This is a genomic window from Anaerosporobacter sp., from assembly GCF_965301125.1.
Map to the genome: position 1 here is coordinate 1 of NZ_CBDLAM010000043.1, position 24028 is coordinate 24028.

Genomic DNA, 24028 nt, shown 5'->3' on the forward strand with positions numbered 1-24028 from the left:
TTGTAATTTACAACTCTTTTATGTATAATTAGTTTAATAAAAGGATTTCCAAATTTAATCGAAAATGAATAGTTCCAACCATTCTGTTAATCCTTTAGATAACGACAAACAGAATGTTAAGGTTGATAAGAAATGATTTTCGACCTACTTTGGAAAGGAGCATATTAGCTAGAATGCTTGAAAAGATTGATTTGAATAAAAAGATAGATAAGAAAGAATCCAAAGCAGTTATTGAGAAACTATCTACAAAATTGTCATATCTACAAAGAATCTGCAAAGATGAACAGATTCCCACTACTATTTTATTTGAAGGCTTTGGTGCCTCGGGGAAAGGAACCATGATAAACCAATTGATTCAGCCACTTGATCCGCGAGGCTTTTTAGTGTATTCCATACAAAGGCCTACAGTGGAAGAAGTTAAGAGGCCATATTTGTGTCGATTCTTTTCAAAATTACCGTCAAAAGGTCGAATTGCATTATTTGATCGGAGCTGGTATAGAAGAGTATTAAATGATCGAATTGATAAGATTACAAATAAAGAAGAATTAGAGTGTGCATTTGACGAAATCAACAACTTTGAAAAGTTATTAACGGACGATGGAATGGTTATTATTAAATTCTTTTTGTATATAACAAAGAAAGAGCAAAAAGAACGATTTGAAAAGTTAAGAAATCAAAAGCAACTGCATGGCGTGTGAAAAAACGTGATCTTAGGCAAAATAAGCATTATGAAGAGTATTTAAAGATGAATAACGAGATGATTGAGAATACAGACACTAAGAATGCTCCTTGGACTATTATTGAGGCAATGGATTTTGAATATGCACAAGTAAAGATTATGAAAACTGTTGTTGTAAGATTAGAAGAAGAGTTATTAAAGCGAAAAGAACTTTTAGGAATGCAGAATCAGGTTACACGCATTGGGAATACTGAGTTAGTTACTGCTACTTTTCCTAATGAAGTGGAGCCTGTTGATGATATAAGAACCCATGTTTTAGATGGAATAGATTTGTCAAAGGACATTAGTAAAGAAGAATATAAGAAGAAGCTACACAAACTTGGAGAAAAACTATCTTTGTTGCATAGTGATATGCACCGAAAAAAAATTCCTGTAATACTAGTTTTTGAAGGTTGGGATGCAGCAGGTAAGGGTGGGGCAATAAAAAGAATTACAAAGAATCTTGACCCAAGAGGGTATGAGGTTAATCCAATCAGTGCACCCAATGATGTAGAGAGCGCACATCATTATCTTTGGCGATTTTATAATACGTTTCCTAAGGTAGGACATTTAGCAATTTATGACCGTTCCTGGTATGGAAGAGTATTAGTGGAAAGAGTAGAAGGATTTTGTAGTGAAGAAGAATGGAAGAGAGCTTATCACGAGATTAATGAGATGGAAGAACATCTTAATAACTCTGGAGCATTGATAATCAAATTCTGGTTGCATATTGATAAAGATGAACAAGAGAGACGATTTAAGGCAAGACAATCAAATCCTGAAAAGTCATGGAAGATTACAGAGGAGGACTGGAGAAACCGTGAGAAGTGGGATGAATATGTGAAAGCTGTTGACGAGATGCTTGTTAAGACATCAACAACCTATGCTCCTTGGGTGGTTGTAGAAGGGAATTCTAAGCATTATGCAAGAATTAAAGTTTTAGAGACTGTAGTACAAGCATTGGAGAAAAGTTTACTATAGAAAAGTTTATCATAAAATTAAGATGTCAGTTAATAAATGAGGGGGATAAAGATAATGGAAGTTATATTAAGAACTGAAGATTTGTCTATAAGATTTGGAAATCATTTATTATTTTCAAATGCAAATCTTATGTTTGAAAAAGGAAAAACGATTGCATTGATTGGGCCTAATGGTACGGGAAAAAGCACATTATTGAAGATAATTGCAGGGATAGTGAAACCAACGAAAGGATATGTAATTTATGATCCGAATTTAAAATTTAACTATGTTCCTGATCGGTTTCCTAAGTTAAATCTAAACATGGAAGAACTGCTAACGAATATGGCAGTTCTCGATGGATTAGAAAAAGAAGAAAGTCAGAAAAAGTTAGAATATTATTATGATTTATTCCAAGTAAAAGAGATGATACATACGCCGCTTAAGTATCTTTCAAAAGGTACTTTACAAAAAGTTTCTGTTATTCAGGCACTCATGGGAAAATCAGATATACTTTTATTAGATGAGCCATTATCAGGCCAAGATATTGTATCTGAGAGGAATTTTATAAAAGAGATAAAGAAATTACAAAAGAAGGATACGACAATTTTATTATGTTGTCATGAACCTTATTTGATTGACCAATTAGCAGATAAAGTATATGAAATTAAAGGACAGCTATGGAAAGAAAAGAAAACGGAGCTACTTGATTATGCTGATAATACAGTAGTAACTGTGAGTGGATATCCTGAAAACCTCTTGAAAGAATGGTTGATATCAAACGGTTCAATTAAGGTATTTAAAGAACTTGATAAAACAATTCTGTTTTGTAGTTCGACAGATACACAGAGAATTCTTTTGCAACTATTAGAGGATAAGTATGAAATAACGGACTGCCATATGTTTGGTAGAGAGGAGGATTATATTTATGTTAAGAGCATTCATGAATCTAGGTAATAAAAACTACTTGAAGTCAAACAAGTTAATCCTACCACTAATAGTGTTTTTTGCTTACTTTGGAATAGCTTATAGTGTTGGACCACAAAAAGTTATTGGTTCGTTAATAGTACAAGCAATTTTTATGTTTTTTCTAATGGTTGTGATTTCTGTTACATATTGTGATTCGGAATATGAAGTATTAGAACAGATATTTATTATGAAGGCTGGATATAATAACAAACATCTTATATATATAAGTAAAATACTTGTATTAAGTCGAATGTTAGGGATTTTGACCATTATAAGTTCCACATATCCATTTATTCGATATTATTTTGGTTTTTCTAGTTTGTTTGATCGTAGCCCCCTTATTACTGACTGGTTACTTGGATTGATAGTAATCTTTGAATTTGGTTTTTTGGGAATGCTAATCGGTCTTGTTTTCAATCAATCATGGATACATTCAAGAAAAATGCAAATCTGTATGATTGTGTTAGTTGCATTACTTGCAGTTGTCTTGAATGGGGTTGTTGAAGATATCTCTTTTTTACGTTTTATAGCATGGATTATACCACCGATAAGCTCAATTTCAAAAGAAATTAACAAGAGTGAATATGTCTCTATTAATGCGTTTTGGGCACTTGGGAAAGGATTAATCTATTGTGTAGTTTATGTATTTCTTTATCTAGCAATTATGGTTAACTCAATGAATGGAAGAAGTATTATAGGCGTTAATAAAAAGAATAAGTAACTTTAATAATAGGTTTCAAAATAGCACTTGAAAAAGCCATAAGAATCGAGTACAATATATCGTTGAGTAAAGATATGTTCAATTATATATTCTTTTGGAGGTGCATATGAAACATTTAATTAGTCCCCTTGATTTATCCGTTACAGAACTTGAAGAGATACTTACTTTGGCAGAAGAGATTATTAATGAGCCAAAGAAATATTCCAATGTTTGTAATGGTAAAAAAATCGCGACGTTATTTTATGAACCAAGTACACGAACACGACTTAGTTTCGAAGCTGCTATGCTGAATCTAGGTGGTAGTGTACTTGGTTTTTCTTCTGCTGATTCGAGTTCTGCTGCAAAAGGTGAAAGTGTAGCGGATACTATTCGAGTGATATCAAGTTATGCAGATATCTGTGCAATGCGTCATCCGAAGGAAGGTGCACCGTTGGTAGCGGCAAATTATTCAAGTATTCCTGTTATTAATGCAGGGGATGGTGGACATAATCACCCAACACAAACATTAACAGATCTGTTAACAATTAAGAATTTGAAAGGCCGTCTTAATAATTTAACAGTAGGATTTTGTGGTGATTTAAAATTTGGTAGAACAGTACATTCTTTAATCAATGCTTTAGTACGATATGATAATATTAACTTTGTATTAATATCACCGAATGAACTTAAGATTCCAGATTATCTACGTAAAGAAGTAATTGAAGAGAATAATGTTCCATACAAAGAAGTGAAAGTACTAGAGCAAGTTATGCCAGAGTTAGATATACTCTATATGACTCGAGTTCAAAAGGAACGTTTCTTCAACGAAGAAGATTACATTCGTTTAAAAGATAGTTTTATATTAGACGCTAAGAAGATGGAATTAGCAAAAGAGGATATGTTGGTAATGCACCCACTACCTCGTGTAAATGAAATTGCAACAGAAGTTGATTCGGATCATAGAGCTGTATACTTCAAACAAGCAGAATATGGCGTATATGTCCGCATGGCATTAATTATGAAATTATTGGAGGTAACAGGATGCTAAATATAGGTGGATTAACAACTGGTATCGTAATTGATCATATTATAGCTGGTGGAGCAATGGATATCTATTCCTACTTGAATCTTGAAAAATTAGATTGTAGTGTTGCTATTATCAAAAATGCGAAAAGTAATAAGATGGGTAAGAAAGATATCATTAAAATTGATGGAAATCTAGACATCGATTTGGATATGCTTGGTGTACTTGACCATAACATTACTGTCAATATTATTGAAAATGGTACAATAAAAGAAAAAAAGAATTTGCAATTACCTGAAAAAGTGTTTAATATTATAAAATGTAGGAACCCAAGATGTATTACATCGATTGAACAAGAACTACCACATGCATTTAAATTAACAAACAAAGAAAAAGGTATTTACCGTTGTATCTACTGCGAGCAATCTTTTAAAGATCAAAAAATATAAGAGTGATAAAGGGGTCCTCTTTGCGATGGTTGTAGCATATATTATACCATTGTGGAGGATTTTCTTTATTCGAATTACTAAGGTTTATACAACACAGAAGAGAATTAGGAGGCTTTATTAATATGAAAAAATTAATACTAGTAACATCACCACCTGCAAGTGGAAAAACATTTATCTCAAAGGAATTGGCAAAGGCGTTAAAGCATATTGTATATCTTGACAAAGATACAGTAATTCCTTTATCAAACAAGATATTCGAAGTGGCAAACCAAGAAAACAATCGTAGTTCTGAGTTCTTTGAAACATATGTTAGAGATGCAGAATATGTTGCAATTATTGACCTCGCGTTAGAAGCACTTGAATATGAAGATAAAGTTTTAATCAATGCTCCGTTTACGCGTGAGATTCATGATGCTACATATATGAAGAATTTTAAAGCACAAGTCAATGAAAAAGGTGCTGAGTTAGTTGTTGTATGGGTTGATACAGATTTAGAAGTTATTCGCCAAAGAATGATTGACCGTGGGTCAGAAAGAGATACTTGGAAGCTTGAAAACTGGGACGAATATGTTGCAACAAGAGAATTTAATCTTCCAGAAGTTCTTACTGAAGAAGGTGTAGTAGATTCACTAATTATTTTCCATAACTCTAGCGAGGAAGAATTCGATCAATCTATGGAAGCAATACTTCGTGATTTCGAATAAGATATAAAGAACTAAAAAATGACTGATACAGATTTTGTATCAGTCATTTTTATGTTAATATTAATCGTTTCTAGATGCTTCTGTATTATCAGCATTGTTATCTTTCTTAGTTTCTTTCTTAGTGTCCTTATTCGTTTTCTTATCCTTAACTTCGTAATTTTCTGTACCAGCTAATTCATAACATACAACAGCGGTACCTTTGCTGATATTTTCATAAATTAACTTAGCCACTTTAGGTGGAAGATTGATACAGCCATGAGAACCTTTTGTAAGATAGATATCTTTACCAAAATCAGTTCGCCAATTAGCATCATGAAGTCCTATATTACCGTTAAAAGGCATCCAGTATTGGACAGGAGTTTCGTAATCTTCACCAACTAAAGTTGCTTCACGCTCTTTGTAAGTTATACCATAAGTTCCTACAGGAGTAGCATGACCTCTTGCAACGTTACCAGATACAAAATCCGATTCAGTTATTTTTTTACCATCTTTGTAATAGAACAAATGTTGCGCTGTAAGATTAATCTCTACATAGGTATTTCCAATATCATCACTGCCATATTGTTGTGCTGTTTGGTAATAATTTGGTTGCTTAACTGCTTGTGTACCTGATTTAATAGCTTCGATAATTTCTTGTCGTTCAGCAACACGATTTAGCCACCAACCATAATCTCCACCAACAATTGTTATTGTTTTGTCATAACTTGTTTTGAAAGTACGCTTTCTGCCGAAAGAGTTATAGTTTTTACCAATGTAATCGACATAATCTTTAACTTTTTCCTCGTCTAAAACAACCTGATTGTCTTCGTCGACAGACAACCAAGTATGTATGGTGGATCCATCTAATACTTCGGTAACATCACCAAAGTGATATGTTAAGACAGTACTTGTATATTGATTCAAGGTGTCACGTAAAGCAATTAATGTCGCATCATCACTAGCAACAGTTGGTTTTACATAACAATCTAGATCTTCTAGTGATATGTTTTCTTCAAAGCCTGATACAGCTTCTTCGATATAGTTAATTACCTTTTGTGTCTTAAGCTTTGTTCCTTGAGTAGCCTCAATAATTGTATAACCATCTTCTGTATAGTCAGAGATATGTGCATTCTCTGGCTCCACAAATATAGCCGGATCGAAGGCGTCAAGTTCATTTATCTTTTGTTTAAGTTTTTCTTCATCATAGGATACCATTGATGAAAATTCATATTCTGCTTTCTTACCAAATGCTGTAAACCACTTGAACGGTGATTGTTTCTCAATTAAATCTTCTAAGCTATTACCAAATGTTATAGTAAAATCAATATCAGAACCCAGAATTTGTTCTTCTATATCGCCACGTTCTTTAATCGTTAATACATAATTATCAGCTTCATATTTTAGTAACTTCATTGCTTCTTCCACTGTTTTGTTTGAGCAATCAATACCATTAATGATAGTATTCTTATAGTAATGATTGCTATAATATTTTACAGCTAGAAAGTAGCCTGCTACTAGGATGACAATTAAGGTAAGAAAACTTCCAATTAGTAGTCTGTTTGATAAGAAACTACGTTTTTTAGTTGTTCTACTATTCATAAGTTTCCTCCATAATAAGAATTCATTCAGTGACTATGTCATATCCCCCTTAAGAAATATACGAGATAACAATAGACACTTCATAAGAATATCATAACACACAGGTTTAAAAGTTCAAGTAGAGATGTAAAATTCTTCGAGGAAAATTGAGGAAGGATTATATCCAGTTTGAATTGTCACTTGTTTTGAAATTTATTCTATCTTACGCAACTTATACGTCAGATAGAATAAGGAAATCGTAGAATGAAACTAAAAATTAATTGACAAATTGTAACACCTAGGTTATTATGAAAGTAGAAATGTGCTCGAGCACATTTTAAGGTTTAATATAGCAAAGTGATAGGGTTGAAAGAATATAAAATAATAAGAAAGGAGCCATGCGTGCCCGCTTTCAACTTAATTTTTGGGCGTATCGCATAAAGTATGCGATGTGCATGGAGGTAGACGATGAAGAATATTCCAGTTGTTAAATTAGGTATCGTAGCAGTAAGTAGAGATTGTTTCCCAATGTCATTATCAGAAAGTAGAAGAGTAGAGGTTGTTAAAGCTTATACTAAAAAGTATGGTGACATTTATGAATGTCCAACTGTAATTGAAAATGAAGTTCACATGATGAAAGCATTAAAGGAAGTTAATGAAGCAGGCTGTAATGCATTGGTAGTTTATCTTGGTAACTTCGGACCTGAATCATCAGAAGCATTATTAGCGAAGAATTTTGATGGACCAGTTATGTTTGTAGCTGCAGCAGAAGAAAAAGGTAATAGCTTATTAGATGGTCGTGGTGATGCATACTGTGGTATGTTGAATGCCAGCTATAGCTTAAAACTTCGTAATATTAAAGCGTACATACCAGAATATCCAGTTGGCACTCCTAGTGAAGTAGCTGATATGATAGCAGAATTCCTACCAATTGCAAGAACAATTAATGGACTTAATAATTTGAAAATTATTTCTTTTGGGCCACGTCCTCAAGATTTCTTAGCATGTAACGCACCAATCAAACAATTATACAATGTAGGTGTTGAGATACAAGAAAATTCAGAATTAGATTTATTTGCTGCATTCAATGAACACGCAAATGACCCAAGGATTCCTGAAGTAATCAAAGATATGGAAGAGGAACTTGGTCAAGGTAACAAGATGCCAGGAATCCTTCCTAAACTTGCTCAATTCGAAATAACCTTACTTGACTGGATGGAGGCAAATAAAGGATCAAGAGAATACGTTGTATTCGCAAATAAATGTTGGCCTTCCTTCCAAACACAGTTCGGATTTGTTCCATGTTATGTTAATAGCCGTCTAACTTCTAGAGGTATTCCAGTGGCGTGTGAAGTAGATATATACGGAGCTTTAAGTGAATACATCGGTACTTGCATTAGTGAAGATGCTGTTACATTACTTGATATTAACAACTCTGTTCCAGCAGATATGTATGAAGAAGAAATCAAAGGAAACCATAATTACACACACAAAGATACATTTATGGGATTCCATTGTGGTAATACTCCATCTTGTAAATTATCTTCTTCTTCTATGAAAAATCAAAAAATTATGGCAAGAAGCTTAGAACCAAATCAAGAGCCAAACATCACACGCGGTACGTTAGAAGGAGATATTGCTCCGGGTAAGATTACATTCTTCCGTCTACAAAGTACATCAGATGCCCAGTTAAAAGCATATGTAGCAGAAGGTGAAGTTCTTCCAGTGGCAACTCGTTCCTTTGGATCAATAGGTGTATTCGCCATTCCTGAGATGGGACGATTCTACCGCCATGTATTAATTGAAAAGAATTATCCACACCATGGTGCAGTAGCATTTGGACATTTTGGAAAAACTCTATTTGAAGTATTCAAGTACTTAGATGTAGAAGATATTGGATTTAACCAACCAAAAGGAATGCTTTACAAAACTGAGAATCCATTTACATAAATATTAGAATAAGCTATTATAGATGCAGATAAGGATTTTGGAGGTACAATATGGCAGTAACAATAAAACAGATTGCAGAGGCATGTAATATATCAAGAGGCACCGTAGATCGTGTACTGAATAATCGTGGAAAAGTAAAACCTGAAACGGAGAAACTTATTAAAGAAACTGCCAAACGCTTAGGATATGTACCAAACCCAGCGGGTAAAGCCCTAGCTGCACAAAAGAAAAATCATGTTATAGGGATACTTCTCATCTCAGAAGGAAACCGATTCTTCGATGAAGTAATAGCTGGAATTGAACGTGCTGAGCAGGAAATCAAATCATATGGAGTTGGTATCCTGCTAAGAACAATGAGAGGCTATCAGATTGAGAGACAGCTTGACTTGATTGATGAGATGAAGGATCAGATTCATTTTCTAATTCTTAATCCTATGAATGATGAAAGAATTGCTAAAAAGATTGATGAACTTACAGAAGAAGGAATAGAAGTACTAACGATTAATACAGATATAGAAGATTCCAAAAGAATTAGCCACATTGGTTGTAATTATCAAAGAAGTGGTGAGACTGCTGCAGGCCTTTTGGGATTAATTACTGGTGGTGTGTCGAAAATCGGAATAGCAACTGGTACGCCGATGCTTTCTGGACATAATCAAAGGATTAGTGGATTCTATACGATCTGTAAAGAGAAATATCCGGATATGGAAATCGTAGACATTATCGAAACTAATGATGATGATACATGTGCCTATGAAAATGCAAAAGAAATGTTAAGTAAGTATACGGACATGACAGCACTTTATATTGTTGCAGCTGGTACGGTTGGTGTATGTAAAGCAGTAAAAGAAGCAGGATTAGTAGATAAGATTACAATAATAGCATCTGACTTAATACCTGAAACCCGTGAATTGATTGAGGAAGGAATTATAAAGGCTACGATATGCCAGCAACCATTCACTCAGGGTTACAAAGCAGTCCATATGGCTTTTCAATATTTGGTGAGTAATATTACACCAATGAAAGAATTGAATATTATTAAGAATGAAATCAAGATTCTAGAGAATATGAATTAATGGAGGAAGATTGATGTTGAAGATTCAAAAAGTTACAGATGTAAGTTTTAAAAAATACGGACGTGTTCTTAAAGATTACGATACAACAAACATTGTTAAGATTCTTGAAACTACACCATTACCAGCTGATGTTATCTATGTACCATCAGCATCTGAGTTAGAAACAGAAGAAATTATGGACTACTTTACAAACAATGTGTATGGAGGACTTCCGGTACAAGTGGGTTATTGTAATGGACATAATCATACCTTGAATGCATTAGAGTATCACAGAAGTTCTGAAATAAATATTGCCTCCAAAGACTTAATTCTTCTACTTGGTATGCAACAAGATATGGAAGATGATTTTACATATGATACGTCTAAGGTAGAAGCATTTATTTTACCAGCTAATACCGCAATTGAAGTATATGCAACAACACTTCATTATGCTCCTTGTGATGCAACAGAAGCAGGATTTAGGTGTGTAGTTGTTCTTCCAAAAGATACGAATCTTGACCTTGTGAAGAAACCAACTAATGGAAAAGGTGAAGAAGCTTTACTATTTGCTAGAAACAAATGGCTTGTAGCACATGAAGAATCAGGACTTGATAAAGACGGTGCATTCATTGGCTTAAAAGGGGATAATTTAACGGTTTAGGTTTAATACTAACAAAAAAGGAGATAGTAAAATGAAATTCTTTATTGATACTGCAAATGTCGAAGATATTAAAAAAGCAAATGATATGGGTGTTATCTGTGGTGTTACTACAAACCCATCTCTAATTGCAAAAGAAGGTAGAGATTTTAAACAAGTTATTGCTGAAATTGCTTCCATCGTTGATGGACCAATCAGTGGAGAAGTGAAAGCTACGACTGTAGATGCAGAGGCTATGATCGCAGAAGGTAGAGAAATTGCAAAGATCCATCCTAATATGGTAGTTAAAATTCCAATGACAGTAGAAGGGTTAAAAGCAACGAAAGTACTAGCTAGTGAAGGTATCAAAGTAAATGTTACTTTAATCTTCTCAGCTAACCAGGCGTTATTAGCTGCAAGAGCAGGGGCTGCCTACGTATCTCCATTCCTTGGACGCCTTGATGATATCTCTCAACCAGGAATCGACTTAATCCGTACAATTGCTGATATCTTCGATATCCATGGTATTGAATCAGAAATTATCTCTGCAAGTGTACGTAACCCTATCCATGTTACTGACTGTGCTTTAGCAGGTGCTGATATCGCCACTGTTCCATATTCAGTTATAGAACAAATGACAAAACATCCATTAACGGATCAAGGAATAGAAAAATTCCAATCAGACTATAAAGCTGTATTTGGCGAATAAGTTTATAAAAAATGCGAAACTCGTAAGATTAGATAGTAAAGAGTTTCGCATTTTTTGACACTAAGAATTGTATATTGTTGAAACAACTGCCTTTCCATCACGGTCTAATAGAGGTGTTAATCCACCTGCACTTCCATTTGTATGATAGATATAATTTACTCCAGTGGTCTTATCCACCCAAATTTCTGTAATCGTTAGTACACCTTGTGTATAAACTTTTTCAAATCTTTCGTCTGATTTCCCCATTGTATCCTCCTTATTAAGTATTTTATATTAATAGTAAAAAACTGAAATACCATATTTTACTATTAATAATCATAATTATAATCTAAATAATATCCCATATCAATATTAAGCTTATTATTAACGAATTAATAATAATTTGTCATAATATAATGGAAAACCCATAACGACTACTGTATAATGTAACTTATCGGAAGGAAATCAAGCACGAACGAAGTGAGTATTTGATTTCACCCGATAAGTTAGCGATAGAACGGAGTTCTAGAGCTAAATCAGCGAAGCGAAGTGCAGGTGATTGCTCGGAAGGAAATCAAGCACGAACGAAGTGAGTATTTGATTTCACCCGATAAGTTAGCGATAGAACGGAGTTCTAGAGCTAAATCAGCGAAGCGAAGTGCAGCTGATTGCTCGGAAGAAAATCAAGCACGAACAAGTGAGTATTTGATTTCACCCGATAAGTTAGCGATAGAACGAATAGATAGGAGCAAAAATGAAGATTTATTTAGTACGACATGGTGAAACAGATTGGAATATCGAAAGACGTTTTCAAGGTATTGAAGATATTCCTTTGAACGATACAGGAAGAAAACAAGCAAGGGATTGCGGGCAAGCGTTAACCTCATTTTCGTTTGCAGCAATATATGCAAGTCCATTACAACGTGCATATGAAACAGCAAATATTATAGCCGATCTACTGAATGTATATCATAAGGCAAATAATACGAATGATCCTTTGTTTACGGTTATAGAGGATTCTCGCTTGATCGAACGAGATTTCGGTAAAGTATCAGGATTATTGCCAGAGGAACGAAATGCCTTACTTGAATCGGGAGAAGATACTAATATGGAAGCGTTTGAACATCTGACAAAACGTATTATGGCAGCGATGAAAGAATATCAAGAAAAACATAGGAACCAGAATGTATTAGTTATAACCCATGGAGGTGTAATTAATGCTATATTGCACGTTCTTTCAAAGGGTGAGATTGGTACGGGTAAAACATTAGTAGCCAATACGAGTATTGCTATCTTAGATGATCAAGAAGGAAATCTGAAAATCAAGGCATATAATAAGAAAATTTAGTATTAATAAATATTCATCTCTTACTATTTTATATAAAATAATTGCATTTCCTAAGTATTGCGTTTATAATTAATTAGAAAGTTTAATTTAATACGTTAATGCGAAAATATTATAAAGCAAAGACGTTTTTTTTTAGATTGTACTTAAATTAACTTATGATTGTAATATTGTGTCATATTAGAGTGAACTATATAAATTGATATAGCACAATAATTCAACATACATATTTAAAGGAAGAGGAGATAGATAGATGATTAAACTTTATGATAATGGTGTTTACCTGTTAAATGGAACAGAAATCATTGAAGATAATAAGGAAGTAAAAGCAGCACTTGCTTCTAAACTAGGCGATAAAACAATTACAAAAGAAGAAGCAGCGAAGAATACAATAGCGTATGGAATTCTTGAAAAACATAATACTTCTGGAAATATGAATAAGTTAAAAATCAAATTTGATAAATTAGCATCTCACGATATTACTTTCGTAGGTATTATTCAAACAGCAAGAGCTTCAGGGTTAGAAGAGTTCCCTATTCCATATATATTAACAAACTGTCATAACAGCTTGTGTGCTGTTGGTGGAACAATCAATGAAGATGATCACATGTTTGGCCTCTCTTGCGCTAAGAAATACGGCGGTATGTATGTACCACCTCATCAAGCAGTAATTCATCAATTTGCGCGAGAAGTATTAGCTTCTTGTGGACAGATGATCCTTGGTTCGGATAGCCACACTCGTTATGGAGCATTAGGTACTATGGCAGTTGGTGAAGGTGGACCAGAGCTTGTAAAACAATTATTAAGCAAAACATACGATATCAATATGCCAGGTGTGATAGGGGTATATCTTACTGGAAAACCTAGAAAGGGTGTTGGTCCTCAAGATATTGCGCTTGCAATAATCGGAGCAGTATTTGCTAATGGTTATGTTAATAATAAAGTAATGGAATTCGTTGGCGATGGTATTGATAACTTAAGCGTAGATTATCGTATCGGAATCGATGTTATGACAACAGAAACAACTTGCTTATCATCTATTTGGAAAACGGATAATCAAGTAAAAGACTTCTATGCAATTCATGGTAGGGTAGGTGAATATAAAGAGTTAGAACCAAAACAAGTTGCTTATTATGATGGAATGGTTTACGTTGATTTAGCAGAGATTAAACCAATGATTGCTATGCCATTCCACCCAAGTAATGTATATACAATTGACGAATTAAATGCCAACATTTACGATATCTTAGATGAAGTAGAGAAGAAAGCATTGATAAGTCTTGACAACCCTAATATTAATTTCACTCTAAAAGATAAAGTTAAGAATGGTAAATTATATGTTGAACAAGGTGTTATCGCAGGATGTGCAGGTGGTGGATATGAAAATATCTGTGATGCTACGGATATATTAGATGGTAAATACATAGGTTCAGATGAATTTAGTTTAAGTGTATATCCAGCCAGCCAACCAGTGTATCTTGAACTTGTTAGGAACGGAAGAATTGCAAAATTAATGGAAACAGGTGCAACAGTAAGATCGGCATTCTGTGGACCATGTTTTGGTGCCGGTGATGTTCCTGCAAACGGTGCTTTCAGTATCCGACATACAACTCGAAACTTCCCTAATCGTGAAGGATCTAAGATTACAAGTGGACAAGTTGCTTCTGTAGCCCTTATGGATGCTCGTTCTATTGCAGCAACAGCAGCGAACCAAGGTTATTTAACATCAGCAGAAGATATAGATGTGAACTTCACTAAGCCAAAATATTTCTATGATAGCAAGGTTTATGATAACCGTGTATATAATGGTATTGGTAAACCTAGGAAAGATACTGAAATTAAATTTGGTCCTGGTATTGTTGACTGGCCTTCTATGATAGAACTAGCAGATGATATCTTATTAAAAGTAGTTTCTGAAATACATGACCCTGTAACAACAACAGATGAATTAATTCCATCCGGAGAAACATCATCATACCGTTCAAATCCACTTGGATTAGCTGAATTTACTTTATCACGTAAAGATCCGGCTTATGTTGGTCTTGCTAAAGAAGTTCGTGCAGTAGAAGAAGTCAGACGTACGAATACATGTCCTATGAGAGAGAATGAAGAGTTCAACAAGGCATTTACAGCAATCAAGTCAGCTTATCCAGATTTAAAGGCTAGAGAGACCGAAATTGGAAGTGTAATCTATGCTGTTAAGCCAGGTGATGGATCTGCTAGAGAGCAAGCGGCAAGCTGCCAAAGAGTACTAGGTGGTTTGGCTAATATTGCGAAAGAATACGCAACTAAGAGATATCGTTCTAACTTAATCAACTGGGGTATGATTCCATTTATCTTCGAGGAAGAAATCCCATTCCACAAAGGAGACTTTATCTTCATTAAAGATATTAAGAAAGCAATTGCAGAGAAAGCTTCAGAAGTGAAAGCTTACATTGTTCGTGATGAATTAGAAGAGTTCACATTAAAAATCGGTGAGATGACAGATGATGAAAGAGATATCATTATGAAAGGTTGCTTGATTAATTACTATAGAGGTTAGTTGAGATAGTAATTTATATATATATTTAGTATAACAAAATCCCCAAGACACTGATTGATAATTGTCTTGGGGATTTATTTTGATATGTAAATTTAAATTGAGAGTTAGTTATTTAATGTTATTATTTGAATTTGATAGATTTTGCTGAACTTAAAGAACTATAATAAGTACTATTACCAACTTCTCGGTATGCTTTTACTTTAAATGAATAAGTTCCTTTATAATAAGGAATATATGTATATTTAGTTTTTGACCCACTTGTTATAGTAGCAAGATGATAATAGTTGTTACTATATGGATTTTTTACATAAATTACATATCCAGTTGCACCACTTACTTTGCTCCAATTTAAACCAAATTCGCCGTTTGAATATTTAACAGATGTTAATTTTGGTTTAGAAGGCGAGGTTGCATAAGAGAAGCTATCAGATTTTGGACCGTAATATTTTTTACCATCAACAGTTATGTAGGCAGCAACTTTTATTTTATAGGTTTTGCCTGGCGTTAAGGATTTGGATTTTCCACCAATTTTAATCTTTTTAATTGTTGTTTTCGTTGTGTCACTATTAACTGTTTTTACAGCGGAATATTTTTTCGTTTTTGTATCATAACAATAAATAGTATATCCTGATACAGAGTTTAATTGATTCCAACTAACATAAAATGAGGAATTTGATGTCTTTGAAGTGTCTCTATTAAGATATGTAATTTTGGAAGGTGTAACAATAACAGTACAATTACTAATAACACCACTTCCATCATTAGCAGTACATGTTATGATTGTAGAACCAGGTTTTCTTGCAGTTACATTACCATTAGAATCAACATAAGCAATATCGCTATTGTTGCTTGCCCATGTAACATCTGTGTTGTAAGCGTTGGTTGGATATATAGTAGCTGTTAATTTTGTAGTTCTATCATCAATTATTTTTAAAACGGATTTATTGTTACCAAGTGCAGAATAATTATCTCCGATATAGATGTAATATTTTTGGCCTTGCTCTAAGTCTAATACACTTGTAAAAGTACGGTTTTGATATACATACCAATCATTACAAAGGAGTTCGTCGGTGTTATAGTCATATACTGCAACATCCAAACTTGCGTCTACACCGGTGTTTTTGAAAGAAATTTGGTGCTTTCCAGTTTTTGTTGCTGTAAATACTGCATAGTCTTCGTCTTTATAACCATCCATTGACCAGTTATATTCTGTATTGCAGTTGATGGTAGTAGCATCATTTTTAGTATTTCCTACTACGTCGGGTGTAAAGTCTAGATCTAATACATATGTACTACCTTGTGTTCCTTTAGTGATTTCTATGTAATATGTTTGATTGTTTTCTAATTTTAGACTATAATTCACATAATCATTTCTATAGACATAGTTATTATTTTTTAAAGTTTCATCAACAACGGAATAAATATAAAAACCTGCTCTGCTACTCATACCAGTGTTTTTAAAGTAGACGTTGGTATATCCAGGTGTGTTTGGTGTTTGGAACATATACCAATCACTTTCATCGTTTAATTTGGTTGAATAATAACCAGTATCATTGTATTGCAAGAGAGTAGCAGTATCCTTAGATGATCCAGCATAGGTTAGAATTTCAGCGGCTAATACATTGGAAACATTGGAAATCATAACCAGAACAAAAATACTTAAGGACATCGTTTTTAGAATGGTTAATAATTTGTTCTTTTCTTTCATTTTTCAATCTCTTTTAACTTTTGTATTAATATGGTACTAAAATATAGTATCATATTAATAAATATTATAACAAATTATAGTAAATATTACAATATTCGTAAAGGAAAAGTACTTATATGATTCTAAAAAAAAATAAATAAATTTACAGAGTCATTTATTGCAGTTATAATTTGTTAGATAAAGTAAATAACCAAGGAACAAGACTAGTAGATAAAAAATAGAATGAGGGTTAATTATGAAAGAAGATAAACAAGCAACCATTAAGAAGAAAAAATCAAATGATAAAGTAGATAATTTAAATGATGAAGAACTATTAGAACAACAATATCAAAATGCTATTAGAGTATTCAATAGCATGTCATGTATGCCGATGACACAATCTAAATTAGATATGTATAACCATCTTAAGGAAGAATTTGATTCATTAGGCGATTATAAGGATTCAAAGACCTATGTGAAACAATGCAAGGAACAATACAAGAAACTTAAGGAGGCAATAATTGAAAAGGAATATGAGGATTGTTGTAACAGGTTAGAATTAGCAAAGTCAGATAAAGCGTATCAAGAGCTAAGTCGTAGATTCAAGAAATTAAAGGATTATAAAGAATCAGCTAAGTTGGCAAAACAATGCGATCTGATATTAACAACTAATGCAAAGAAAAACAAAAATGGAGTAATAGGTAAAGGACTTATTGCCCTTGCTATAGTATGCTTATTAATACTCTCCAGTACAAGATTTGGGAGGTACAATATATCAAGAGTTCTTAATAAGTTTACTTTTTATAGTTCATCTGCAGAATTGTATAGGAATCTTGATTCCTACAAAGATAGTAAGAATCGATATAAAGAATCATCTTATAATGAAGCTGTAAGATTACAAAAAGACGGTAAATTAAAAGATGCACAGAAAATATTCTATGATGTTAATACTTACCAAGATAGTGCAAAAAGATTAGTGGAAATTGAGAAGATAATATTAAGTGATGCCCAAATTGGAGATACAGTGAAAGTTGGTTCTTCTTCATGGATAATCTTAGACAAACAAGAAGATAAGGTATTATGTATTAAGAAAAAGCCGATATCTAATATTGTGTATAATAATAATGATGGGGATGTGTCATGGGATACATCGCAGATAAGAAATTATCTTAATTCAGAATTTATCAAAGAAAATTTCTCTGCGGAAGAAGCTGCTAAAATAGAACCTAGTGAAGTTATTACAATAGATAATACGAAATTTAATACTAAGGGTGGCAATAAAACGCAAGACAGACTTTACTTATTAAGTTTAGAGGACGTTGATAAGTATGGATCAGTACTTGAAGACACAGTTACAAAGTCTTCATGGCTACATACATCAGGTGGTTTACAAAGTGCAGTGAGCGTATACAATGGAAAAGAAGTGAACAACTATGGCAATTTAGCTACGAAAGAGCATGTATATGCATATCCTATGTTTTGGTATTCTTTAGAGTAAATAAGTTTGTTATTTTTAGTATTTTACTTTTTGCATTACTTTATGTATAATTTGATTGTAAACAATTAAATTATACATATACAAAAGTAGAAATGAGGAAAAAATGTCTCAAAATTACAGAATATTACTGTATTATAAATTTAACCACATAGATAATGCTGAAGAATTTGCAAAAGAACACTTAGCTCTATGTAAAAGGCTGAATTTAAAAGGTCGAATACTAATATCACATGAAGGAATCAACGGAACTTGTTCAGGTACTATTAATGACACAGAAAAATATATGAAAATATTAATGTCTTATCCTGGCTTTGAAGATACAATATTTAAAATTGATCCAAGCGATGATCATGCCTTTAACAAACTTCACGTAAAACATCGAAAAAGTATTCTTACCCTTCTTCCTGAGGATGATGTAAATCCGAATGACATAGTAGGGACCTACTTAAATCCGAAAGAATTCTATGAAATGCTACAAAAAGATGATGTCATTATTGTGGATGGTCGAAATGATTATGAGTATGAAATAGGGCATTTTAGAAATGCCATCAAACCTACTGTAAAAAACTTCAAAGAATTTCCTGACTGGATTGAAGAAACATTGGGGGATCAAAAGGATAAAAAGATTCTTAGCTATTGTACTGGTGGTATCCGTTGTGAAAAATTAACTGGAGTTTTCTTAAACAAAGGGTTTAAAGAGGTTTATCACCTAGATGGTGGAATTGTAACCTATGGTAAAGACGAAGAAGTAAAAGGGAAACTATGGGATGGAAAATGTTATGTATTTGATAATCGCATATCCGTTCCTATTAACAGAACCGACGAAGATGTTGTTATCTCTAAATGCTCTTTATGTAATGAACCCTCGGATCGTTATATCAACTGCAGGAATGATCTTTGCCATTCACAATTTATTTGCTGTGAAGCATGCGAAGAAAAGCATTATGGCTTTTGTTCCCATGAATGTAATGATCATGTTATACAATATCCTAAACACGATAGTAAACTAAGATTGCAAAAGAAAATTGACCTGTATGAAAGTTATGGTCAAAAGCATGAAATGTACCAACATACACTAAATAAACTACATAAATAACATTACTAGTTATCTACCGATATAGCATAACCGACGTGACTTACGCCACGTCGGTTATTTAATTCTAAAGTCAGATTAAATATCTATCATTTATATGATTTTGGTAAAAGAAATTGAGTATTAAGATACTTTTTTCATGTCAACTCTTGACATTAATAAGTTAATTCGGTATAGTATTACATTATAGCAAGGGCGCTTATTATTTACTAAGTGCCCTTTTTTACGAGTACTATGTTGTTATCAAATTACAATGTTATAAAGCTATAATGTTATAAAGTTGCGATTCCTTTGAAGCAAGAATCACTTTGCTATGAAGGTGCACTTGGGAAAGGAGCATGATTTAAATTATGATTAAGCTTGTTAATGTGAATAAATATTTCGGAGAACTTCATGTACTTAAAGATGTAAATCTTGAGGTTAAAGAAGGAGAGAAGCTTGTTATCATAGGTCCTTCAGGATCAGGGAAATCAACAACAGTTCGTTGTATGAATTTCTTAGAGGAACCAACGAATGGTTCGGTGTACATAGATGGTCAACATTTGACAAATCGTAATAAAACAAAATTAGTTCGAGATACCACATCGATGGTATTTCAACAATTTAATCTGTATCCACATATGACTGTTTTGAAAAATCTAACTTTAGCACCAATGAAGCTTCACCATAAGAGTAGAAAGGAAGCAGAAGATTTAGCATATCATTATCTTGAAGTAGTAGGACTAAGTGACAAAGCACATGTATATCCAACTACTTTATCAGGTGGTCAACAACAACGTATTGCTATAGCTAGAGCACTATGTGCACAGACTAAAATTATTCTATTTGATGAACCAACGTCTGCATTAGATCCTGAAACAATCCAAGAAGTACTTGATGTAATGATTAAGTTAGCAAAGGAAAATATTACAATGGTTGTTGTAACACATGAAATGGGATTTGCAAGACAGGTTGCTGACAGAGTTGTATTTATGGCTGATGGATCAATTATCGAAGAAGGAACTCCTGAACATTTCTTTAATAATCCACAAAATGAACGTGTAAAACAATTCTTAGGAAAGATTATTAGGTAACATGAAGTATCGCAGGTTTTGTCTATATACCTGTTGATATATAACTATTAACTGATTAGGAGGATTAGATTATGAAGAAAGTAAAGACAACAAAACATAATAAGAGATGGGTTGCTTTAATGCTTGCACTAACAACAGCAATGATGTTATTTGTGGGTTGTAGTAGTGACAAGAATAACAAGAAAGAAGATACACAAACAAATGCAAATAGCGATACAAATAGTGAGGCAGGTGACAGTGCAAATGCAGATGTTTCCGCAGATGTGCAAGCTATTATTGATCGTGGTGTTTTACGTGTTGGTGTAAAGAATGCAGTAGTAGGTTTCGGATATGAAGATACCTTAACTGGTGAATATTCTGGTATGGAAGTTGAATTAGGCAAAAAGATTGCAGACAAACTTGGTGTAGAAGTTGAATTTACAGCTGTTACAGCTGCAACTCGTACTGAACTTCTTGATTCAGGAGATATTGATTGTGTATTAGCTACATTTACAATTACTGATGAAAGAAAAGCAAGTTGGGATTTCTCAACTCCATATTTTACAGACTATGTAACAGTATTAGTTGAGAAGTCAAGCGGTATTACTACATTAGCAAATTTAGTTGATAAAACAGTTGGTGTATCATCTGGTTCCACATCTTCGAAAGCTTTAGTTAAAGCATTAATTGAAGGTGGATTTATAAGTGGTGATAATTTTAACGAAGAAACATTCGACCCAGCTACATGGACTGAAGGTGTTAAGTTCCACCAATATGATGATTATCCAACAATCTCAACAGCTTTAAGCGCTGGTGAAATAGATGCATTCTGTGTAGATAAATCAATCTTAGCAATTTACAATACAGATACACGTACTTACATTGATGATAAATTCTCACCTCAAGAATATGGTGTAGCAACAAAGAAGGGTTCTGGATTATCAGCTTATGTTGATGAATTGATTCAAGGTTGGTTATCAGATGGAACAATTGATGGTTTAATCAAAGATAATAATTTAGAGTAAATACATAAGAGTCTAAAAAATACTTTTTAAAAAGCAAGGGGGGAATGATGTGTCAAGTATATTCTCAGCAGATGCGTGGCAGAAGGTATGGACATATCGGGAAACATTTTTATTAGGATTATTTAATACAGCAAGAACCGCATTCTTTGCTGTACTGTTGTCACTAGGACTAGGAATATTGTTTGGACTAATGGCAACTAGTGGAAAGAAATCATTACGTATCATTAGCCGTATCTATGTAGAGGTAATTCAGAATACGCCCCTTTTGCTGCAAATATGTTTCTTGTACTATGCATTAGCTTTTTCCGGTCATAGTCTTGGGATTATCGTAACAGGTATTATTTCCATTGGAATCTATCATGGTGCGTATATGTCAGAAGTAATTCGTGCTGGTATTGAAGCAATTCCGAAAGGCCAGTTTGAAGCAGCACAATCGCAAGGTTTCGGCTATTTGGAGCGTATGTTTTATATCATCTTACCACAGAGTATTAAGATTATCCTTCCACCAATGGTAAATCAAGTGGTTAATCTAATTAAGAATACCTCTTGTCTATATATTATTGGTGGTGCGGATTTGATTTCACTAACCTATAGCTTTGTAACTGGAGCCTCTACAGGTGGAGCTTATGCACCTGCATATATAGTAAGTGGTGTGTTATTCTTTATTATCTGTTATCCATTATCAAAATTAGCTAGTGTGTGGGAGATGAATCTAAAGAAACGAGATCGTAGAACGGTAGCTACAAAAGTAGAACGTGAAAAGGTGGGTGAGTAGATGGATACATTCATGAATAGTCTTTCAATATTTAAAAACCATGCTATATGGATCTATCTGTTGAAAGGTATCGCGTTTACCTTAGTTGTATCAATTATAGCGGTTGTTATTGGAATCCTACTTGGTTCTGTACTAGCGTTAGTAAGAAATTATTGTTATGCGCCGAAAGGTCATTTTATCAAAAGAATTTTAACAACTGTTTTAAGATGGATTGCAACAATTTATATTGAAGTATTTCGTAATACCCCATTATTACTTTGGATATTCATTTGTTTAGTGTTCTGTCCTTATCCTAGCATCTTCCAACATAAGATGTTTGGATTGTCATCAGCAGAAATTAAATTGTTATTTAAGGGTACAGTAGCATTAGTTTTATTCACATCGTCTGTTATAGCAGAAATCATTCGTGGTGGCTTAAATTCAGTTGCTGAAGGGCAGATTGAAGCTGGTAAATCTCAAGGTTTTCATATGGTACAGATTATGATTTATATTGTTTTGCCACAAGCATTTCGTAATATCATTCCAACATTGTTAAGCCAAGTCATTACTACAATTAAAGACTCGTCTTATCTAGCTAATGTTGCAGTAATTGAATTTATGGCACGTGTGAAGAAACTTTTGAGTACCTCATATAATTACAATGGTACAGGCACAATAAATGTTTCCGATGTATTTGTATTATTTGGTTTTGCAGCCTTAGTATATTTCATTATTAATTTTTCCTTATCATGTGTTGTAAGACGTATGCGTAAAGCATAATATACAGAGTTAGGAGGCATTGTATGGAACAATATGTAGTTACAATCTCGAGGCAATTTGGTAGTTTGGGTAGAACAATAGCAGAGAAGATGTCAGAAATTCTTCAAGTAGAATATCTTGATCGTGATATCGTTGAAGCAACAGCAAAACGTATGCAACAACCAGTATCCGTAATTAGCGGAGAAGAGGAGAATTCAAAATCAGCATTCTTTCGTCGTAAATATCCACTGGGTATGGGGATGCCAAGTTTACAAGATGAAATCTTTTGTGTGCAGAAGAATATTATAAGGGATTTTGCATCGAAAAGTTCTTGTATTATCGTTGGTCGATGCGCAGATAGTATATTAAGAGACTATAAGAATCACCTCAATGTATATGTATATGCGCCGTATGAAGCAAGACTTAGGAATTGTACTGAAACATTACATATGGATCTTAAGACTGCTAAAAAGATGATGAAAGAAGTAGATAAAGCAAGAGAAAACTATTGTAAACGCTATTGTACAGAAGTTGATAGTGTATTTGATAACAAAGATATTATGATAGATAGCTCTAATTTTGGCGTTGACGGAACTGCTCAGATTCTTGCAAGTATCGTACAGCAAAGATGGGGCTAGATAGTCGTATTCTTCAATTAAATTAAAAATAGGCTGGATTCCTTTGAATGGTATCCAGCTTATTTTACCTTCATGCATATTGAACTGAAGGTAATGCTAATTATCGTATGGAATTAAATAAATTTTTTCTTCATTATTATCATCTGTGGTTGGATTTTTAACAATCAAAAGGTTATTATTATATGATAGAACACATCGTATGACTGACGAATTATTATCTAAGTTAT

At 33.4% G+C, this 24028-nt stretch carries 22 protein-coding genes and 1 pseudogene; 20 read left to right on the forward strand and 3 right to left on the reverse strand.

Annotated features, from left to right (window positions below; all coding sequences use genetic code 11):
• The first annotated feature begins 173 nt into the window (after positions 1-173).
• From pap to ACW2QF_RS06780, 6 genes and pseudogenes are all read left to right on the forward strand, one after another.
• Positions 174-1699: pseudogene (pap, locus tag ACW2QF_RS06755) on the forward strand (polyphosphate:AMP phosphotransferase).
• Between the two features lie 54 nt (positions 1700-1753).
• The gene (locus tag ACW2QF_RS06760; RefSeq protein WP_455715236.1) at positions 1754-2632 is read left to right on the forward strand and encodes an ATP-binding cassette domain-containing protein; all 879 of its coding nucleotides are present in this window, start codon (positions 1754-1756) and stop codon (positions 2630-2632) included.
• Positions 2604-3365 (forward strand): hypothetical protein, encoded by a 762-nt coding sequence (locus tag ACW2QF_RS06765; RefSeq protein WP_455715237.1) that lies wholly within the window; start codon positions 2604-2606, stop codon positions 3363-3365. The genes ACW2QF_RS06760 and ACW2QF_RS06765 overlap by 29 nt, the downstream gene beginning before the upstream one ends.
• 106 nt (positions 3366-3471) lie before the next feature.
• Positions 3472-4392, forward strand: coding sequence for an aspartate carbamoyltransferase (gene pyrB / locus ACW2QF_RS06770; RefSeq protein ID WP_455715238.1), 921 nt, complete (start codon positions 3472-3474; stop codon positions 4390-4392).
• Entirely contained in the window at positions 4386-4817 is a 432-nt protein-coding gene (locus tag ACW2QF_RS06775) for an aspartate carbamoyltransferase regulatory subunit (protein WP_455715239.1), read from the forward strand. Before pyrB ends, ACW2QF_RS06775 begins: the two co-directional genes overlap by 7 nt.
• Positions 4818-4939: 122 nt before the next feature.
• Positions 4940-5521 (forward strand): AAA family ATPase, encoded by a 582-nt coding sequence (locus ACW2QF_RS06780; RefSeq protein WP_455715240.1) that lies wholly within the window; start codon positions 4940-4942, stop codon positions 5519-5521.
• A 60-nt stretch (positions 5522-5581) separates the two neighbouring features.
• Here the strand turns inward: ACW2QF_RS06780 and ACW2QF_RS06785 are convergent, their stop codons facing one another.
• On the reverse strand, positions 5582-7099 hold the full coding sequence (locus tag ACW2QF_RS06785; protein WP_455715241.1) for a L,D-transpeptidase family protein: 1518 nt from the start codon (positions 7097-7099) through the stop codon (positions 5582-5584).
• Positions 7100-7546: 447 nt separating this feature from the next.
• Between ACW2QF_RS06785 and ACW2QF_RS06790 the strand changes: the two genes are divergently transcribed.
• The 4 genes from ACW2QF_RS06790 to fsa are packed head-to-tail and all read left to right on the forward strand — an operon-like array spanning position 7547 to position 11429.
• Positions 7547-9028, forward strand: a complete 1482-nt coding sequence (locus ACW2QF_RS06790) for an L-fucose/L-arabinose isomerase family protein (RefSeq protein WP_455715242.1) — start codon at positions 7547-7549, stop codon at positions 9026-9028.
• 50 nt (positions 9029-9078) lie between these two features.
• Positions 9079-10104, forward strand: coding sequence for a LacI family DNA-binding transcriptional regulator (locus tag ACW2QF_RS06795; RefSeq protein WP_455715243.1), 1026 nt, complete (start codon positions 9079-9081; stop codon positions 10102-10104).
• 16 nt (positions 10105-10120) lie between these two features.
• Complete coding sequence (locus ACW2QF_RS06800) at positions 10121-10744, forward strand: DUF4867 family protein (protein ID WP_455715257.1); 624 nt, start codon at positions 10121-10123, stop codon at positions 10742-10744.
• 31 nt (positions 10745-10775) lie between these two features.
• Entirely contained in the window at positions 10776-11429 is a 654-nt protein-coding gene (fsa, locus tag ACW2QF_RS06805) for a fructose-6-phosphate aldolase (protein WP_455715244.1), read from the forward strand.
• 60 nt (positions 11430-11489) lie between these two features.
• Here fsa and ACW2QF_RS06810 read toward each other — a convergent pair whose 3' ends face one another.
• A complete protein-coding gene (locus ACW2QF_RS06810) occupies positions 11490-11675 on the reverse strand; it encodes a DUF6440 family protein (protein ID WP_455715245.1) in 186 nt (61 codons plus the stop codon).
• 288 nt (positions 11676-11963) lie between these two features.
• Between ACW2QF_RS06810 and ACW2QF_RS06815 the strand changes: the two genes are divergently transcribed.
• The 3 genes from ACW2QF_RS06815 to ACW2QF_RS06825 all read left to right on the forward strand — a co-directional run bounded on the left by ACW2QF_RS06815 (position 11964) and on the right by ACW2QF_RS06825 (position 15295).
• Positions 11964-12191, forward strand: a complete 228-nt coding sequence (locus ACW2QF_RS06815; protein ID WP_455715246.1) for a hypothetical protein — start codon at positions 11964-11966, stop codon at positions 12189-12191.
• Positions 12163-12756, forward strand: coding sequence for a histidine phosphatase family protein (locus tag ACW2QF_RS06820; protein WP_455715247.1), 594 nt, complete (start codon positions 12163-12165; stop codon positions 12754-12756). Before ACW2QF_RS06815 ends, ACW2QF_RS06820 begins: the two co-directional genes overlap by 29 nt.
• A 250-nt stretch (positions 12757-13006) precedes the next feature.
• Entirely contained in the window at positions 13007-15295 is a 2289-nt protein-coding gene (locus ACW2QF_RS06825) for a hydratase (RefSeq protein WP_455715248.1), read from the forward strand.
• A gap of 121 nt (positions 15296-15416) precedes the next feature.
• Here ACW2QF_RS06825 and ACW2QF_RS06830 read toward each other — a convergent pair whose 3' ends face one another.
• Positions 15417-17003 (reverse strand): Ig-like domain-containing protein, encoded by a 1587-nt coding sequence (locus ACW2QF_RS06830; RefSeq protein ID WP_455715249.1) that lies wholly within the window; start codon positions 17001-17003, stop codon positions 15417-15419.
• Positions 17004-17238: 235 nt separating this feature from the next.
• On the opposite strand from ACW2QF_RS06830, the gene ACW2QF_RS06835 reads away from it, so the two are divergent.
• From ACW2QF_RS06835 to ACW2QF_RS06865, 7 genes are all read left to right on the forward strand, one after another.
• The gene (locus tag ACW2QF_RS06835; protein ID WP_455715250.1) at positions 17239-18480 is read left to right on the forward strand and encodes a DUF6273 domain-containing protein; all 1242 of its coding nucleotides are present in this window, start codon (positions 17239-17241) and stop codon (positions 18478-18480) included.
• 103 nt (positions 18481-18583) lie between these two features.
• A complete protein-coding gene (gene trhO, locus ACW2QF_RS06840; protein WP_455715251.1) occupies positions 18584-19576 on the forward strand; it encodes an oxygen-dependent tRNA uridine(34) hydroxylase TrhO in 993 nt (330 codons plus the stop codon).
• A 347-nt stretch (positions 19577-19923) separates the two neighbouring features.
• On the forward strand, positions 19924-20646 hold the full coding sequence (locus ACW2QF_RS06845) for an amino acid ABC transporter ATP-binding protein (protein WP_455715252.1): 723 nt from the start codon (positions 19924-19926) through the stop codon (positions 20644-20646).
• Positions 20647-20717: 71 nt separating this feature from the next.
• Positions 20718-21650: a transporter substrate-binding domain-containing protein gene (locus ACW2QF_RS06850; RefSeq protein WP_455715253.1), complete on the forward strand. Its 933-nt coding sequence runs from the start codon at positions 20718-20720 to the stop codon at positions 21648-21650.
• A gap of 49 nt (positions 21651-21699) precedes the next feature.
• Complete coding sequence (locus ACW2QF_RS06855; protein WP_455715254.1) at positions 21700-22425, forward strand: amino acid ABC transporter permease; 726 nt, start codon at positions 21700-21702, stop codon at positions 22423-22425.
• Entirely contained in the window at positions 22426-23184 is a 759-nt protein-coding gene (locus ACW2QF_RS06860; protein ID WP_455715255.1) for an amino acid ABC transporter permease, read from the forward strand.
• Between the two features lie 23 nt (positions 23185-23207).
• Positions 23208-23801, forward strand: a complete 594-nt coding sequence (locus tag ACW2QF_RS06865; protein ID WP_455715256.1) for a cytidylate kinase-like family protein — start codon at positions 23208-23210, stop codon at positions 23799-23801.
• Positions 23802-24028 lie beyond the last annotated feature (227 nt).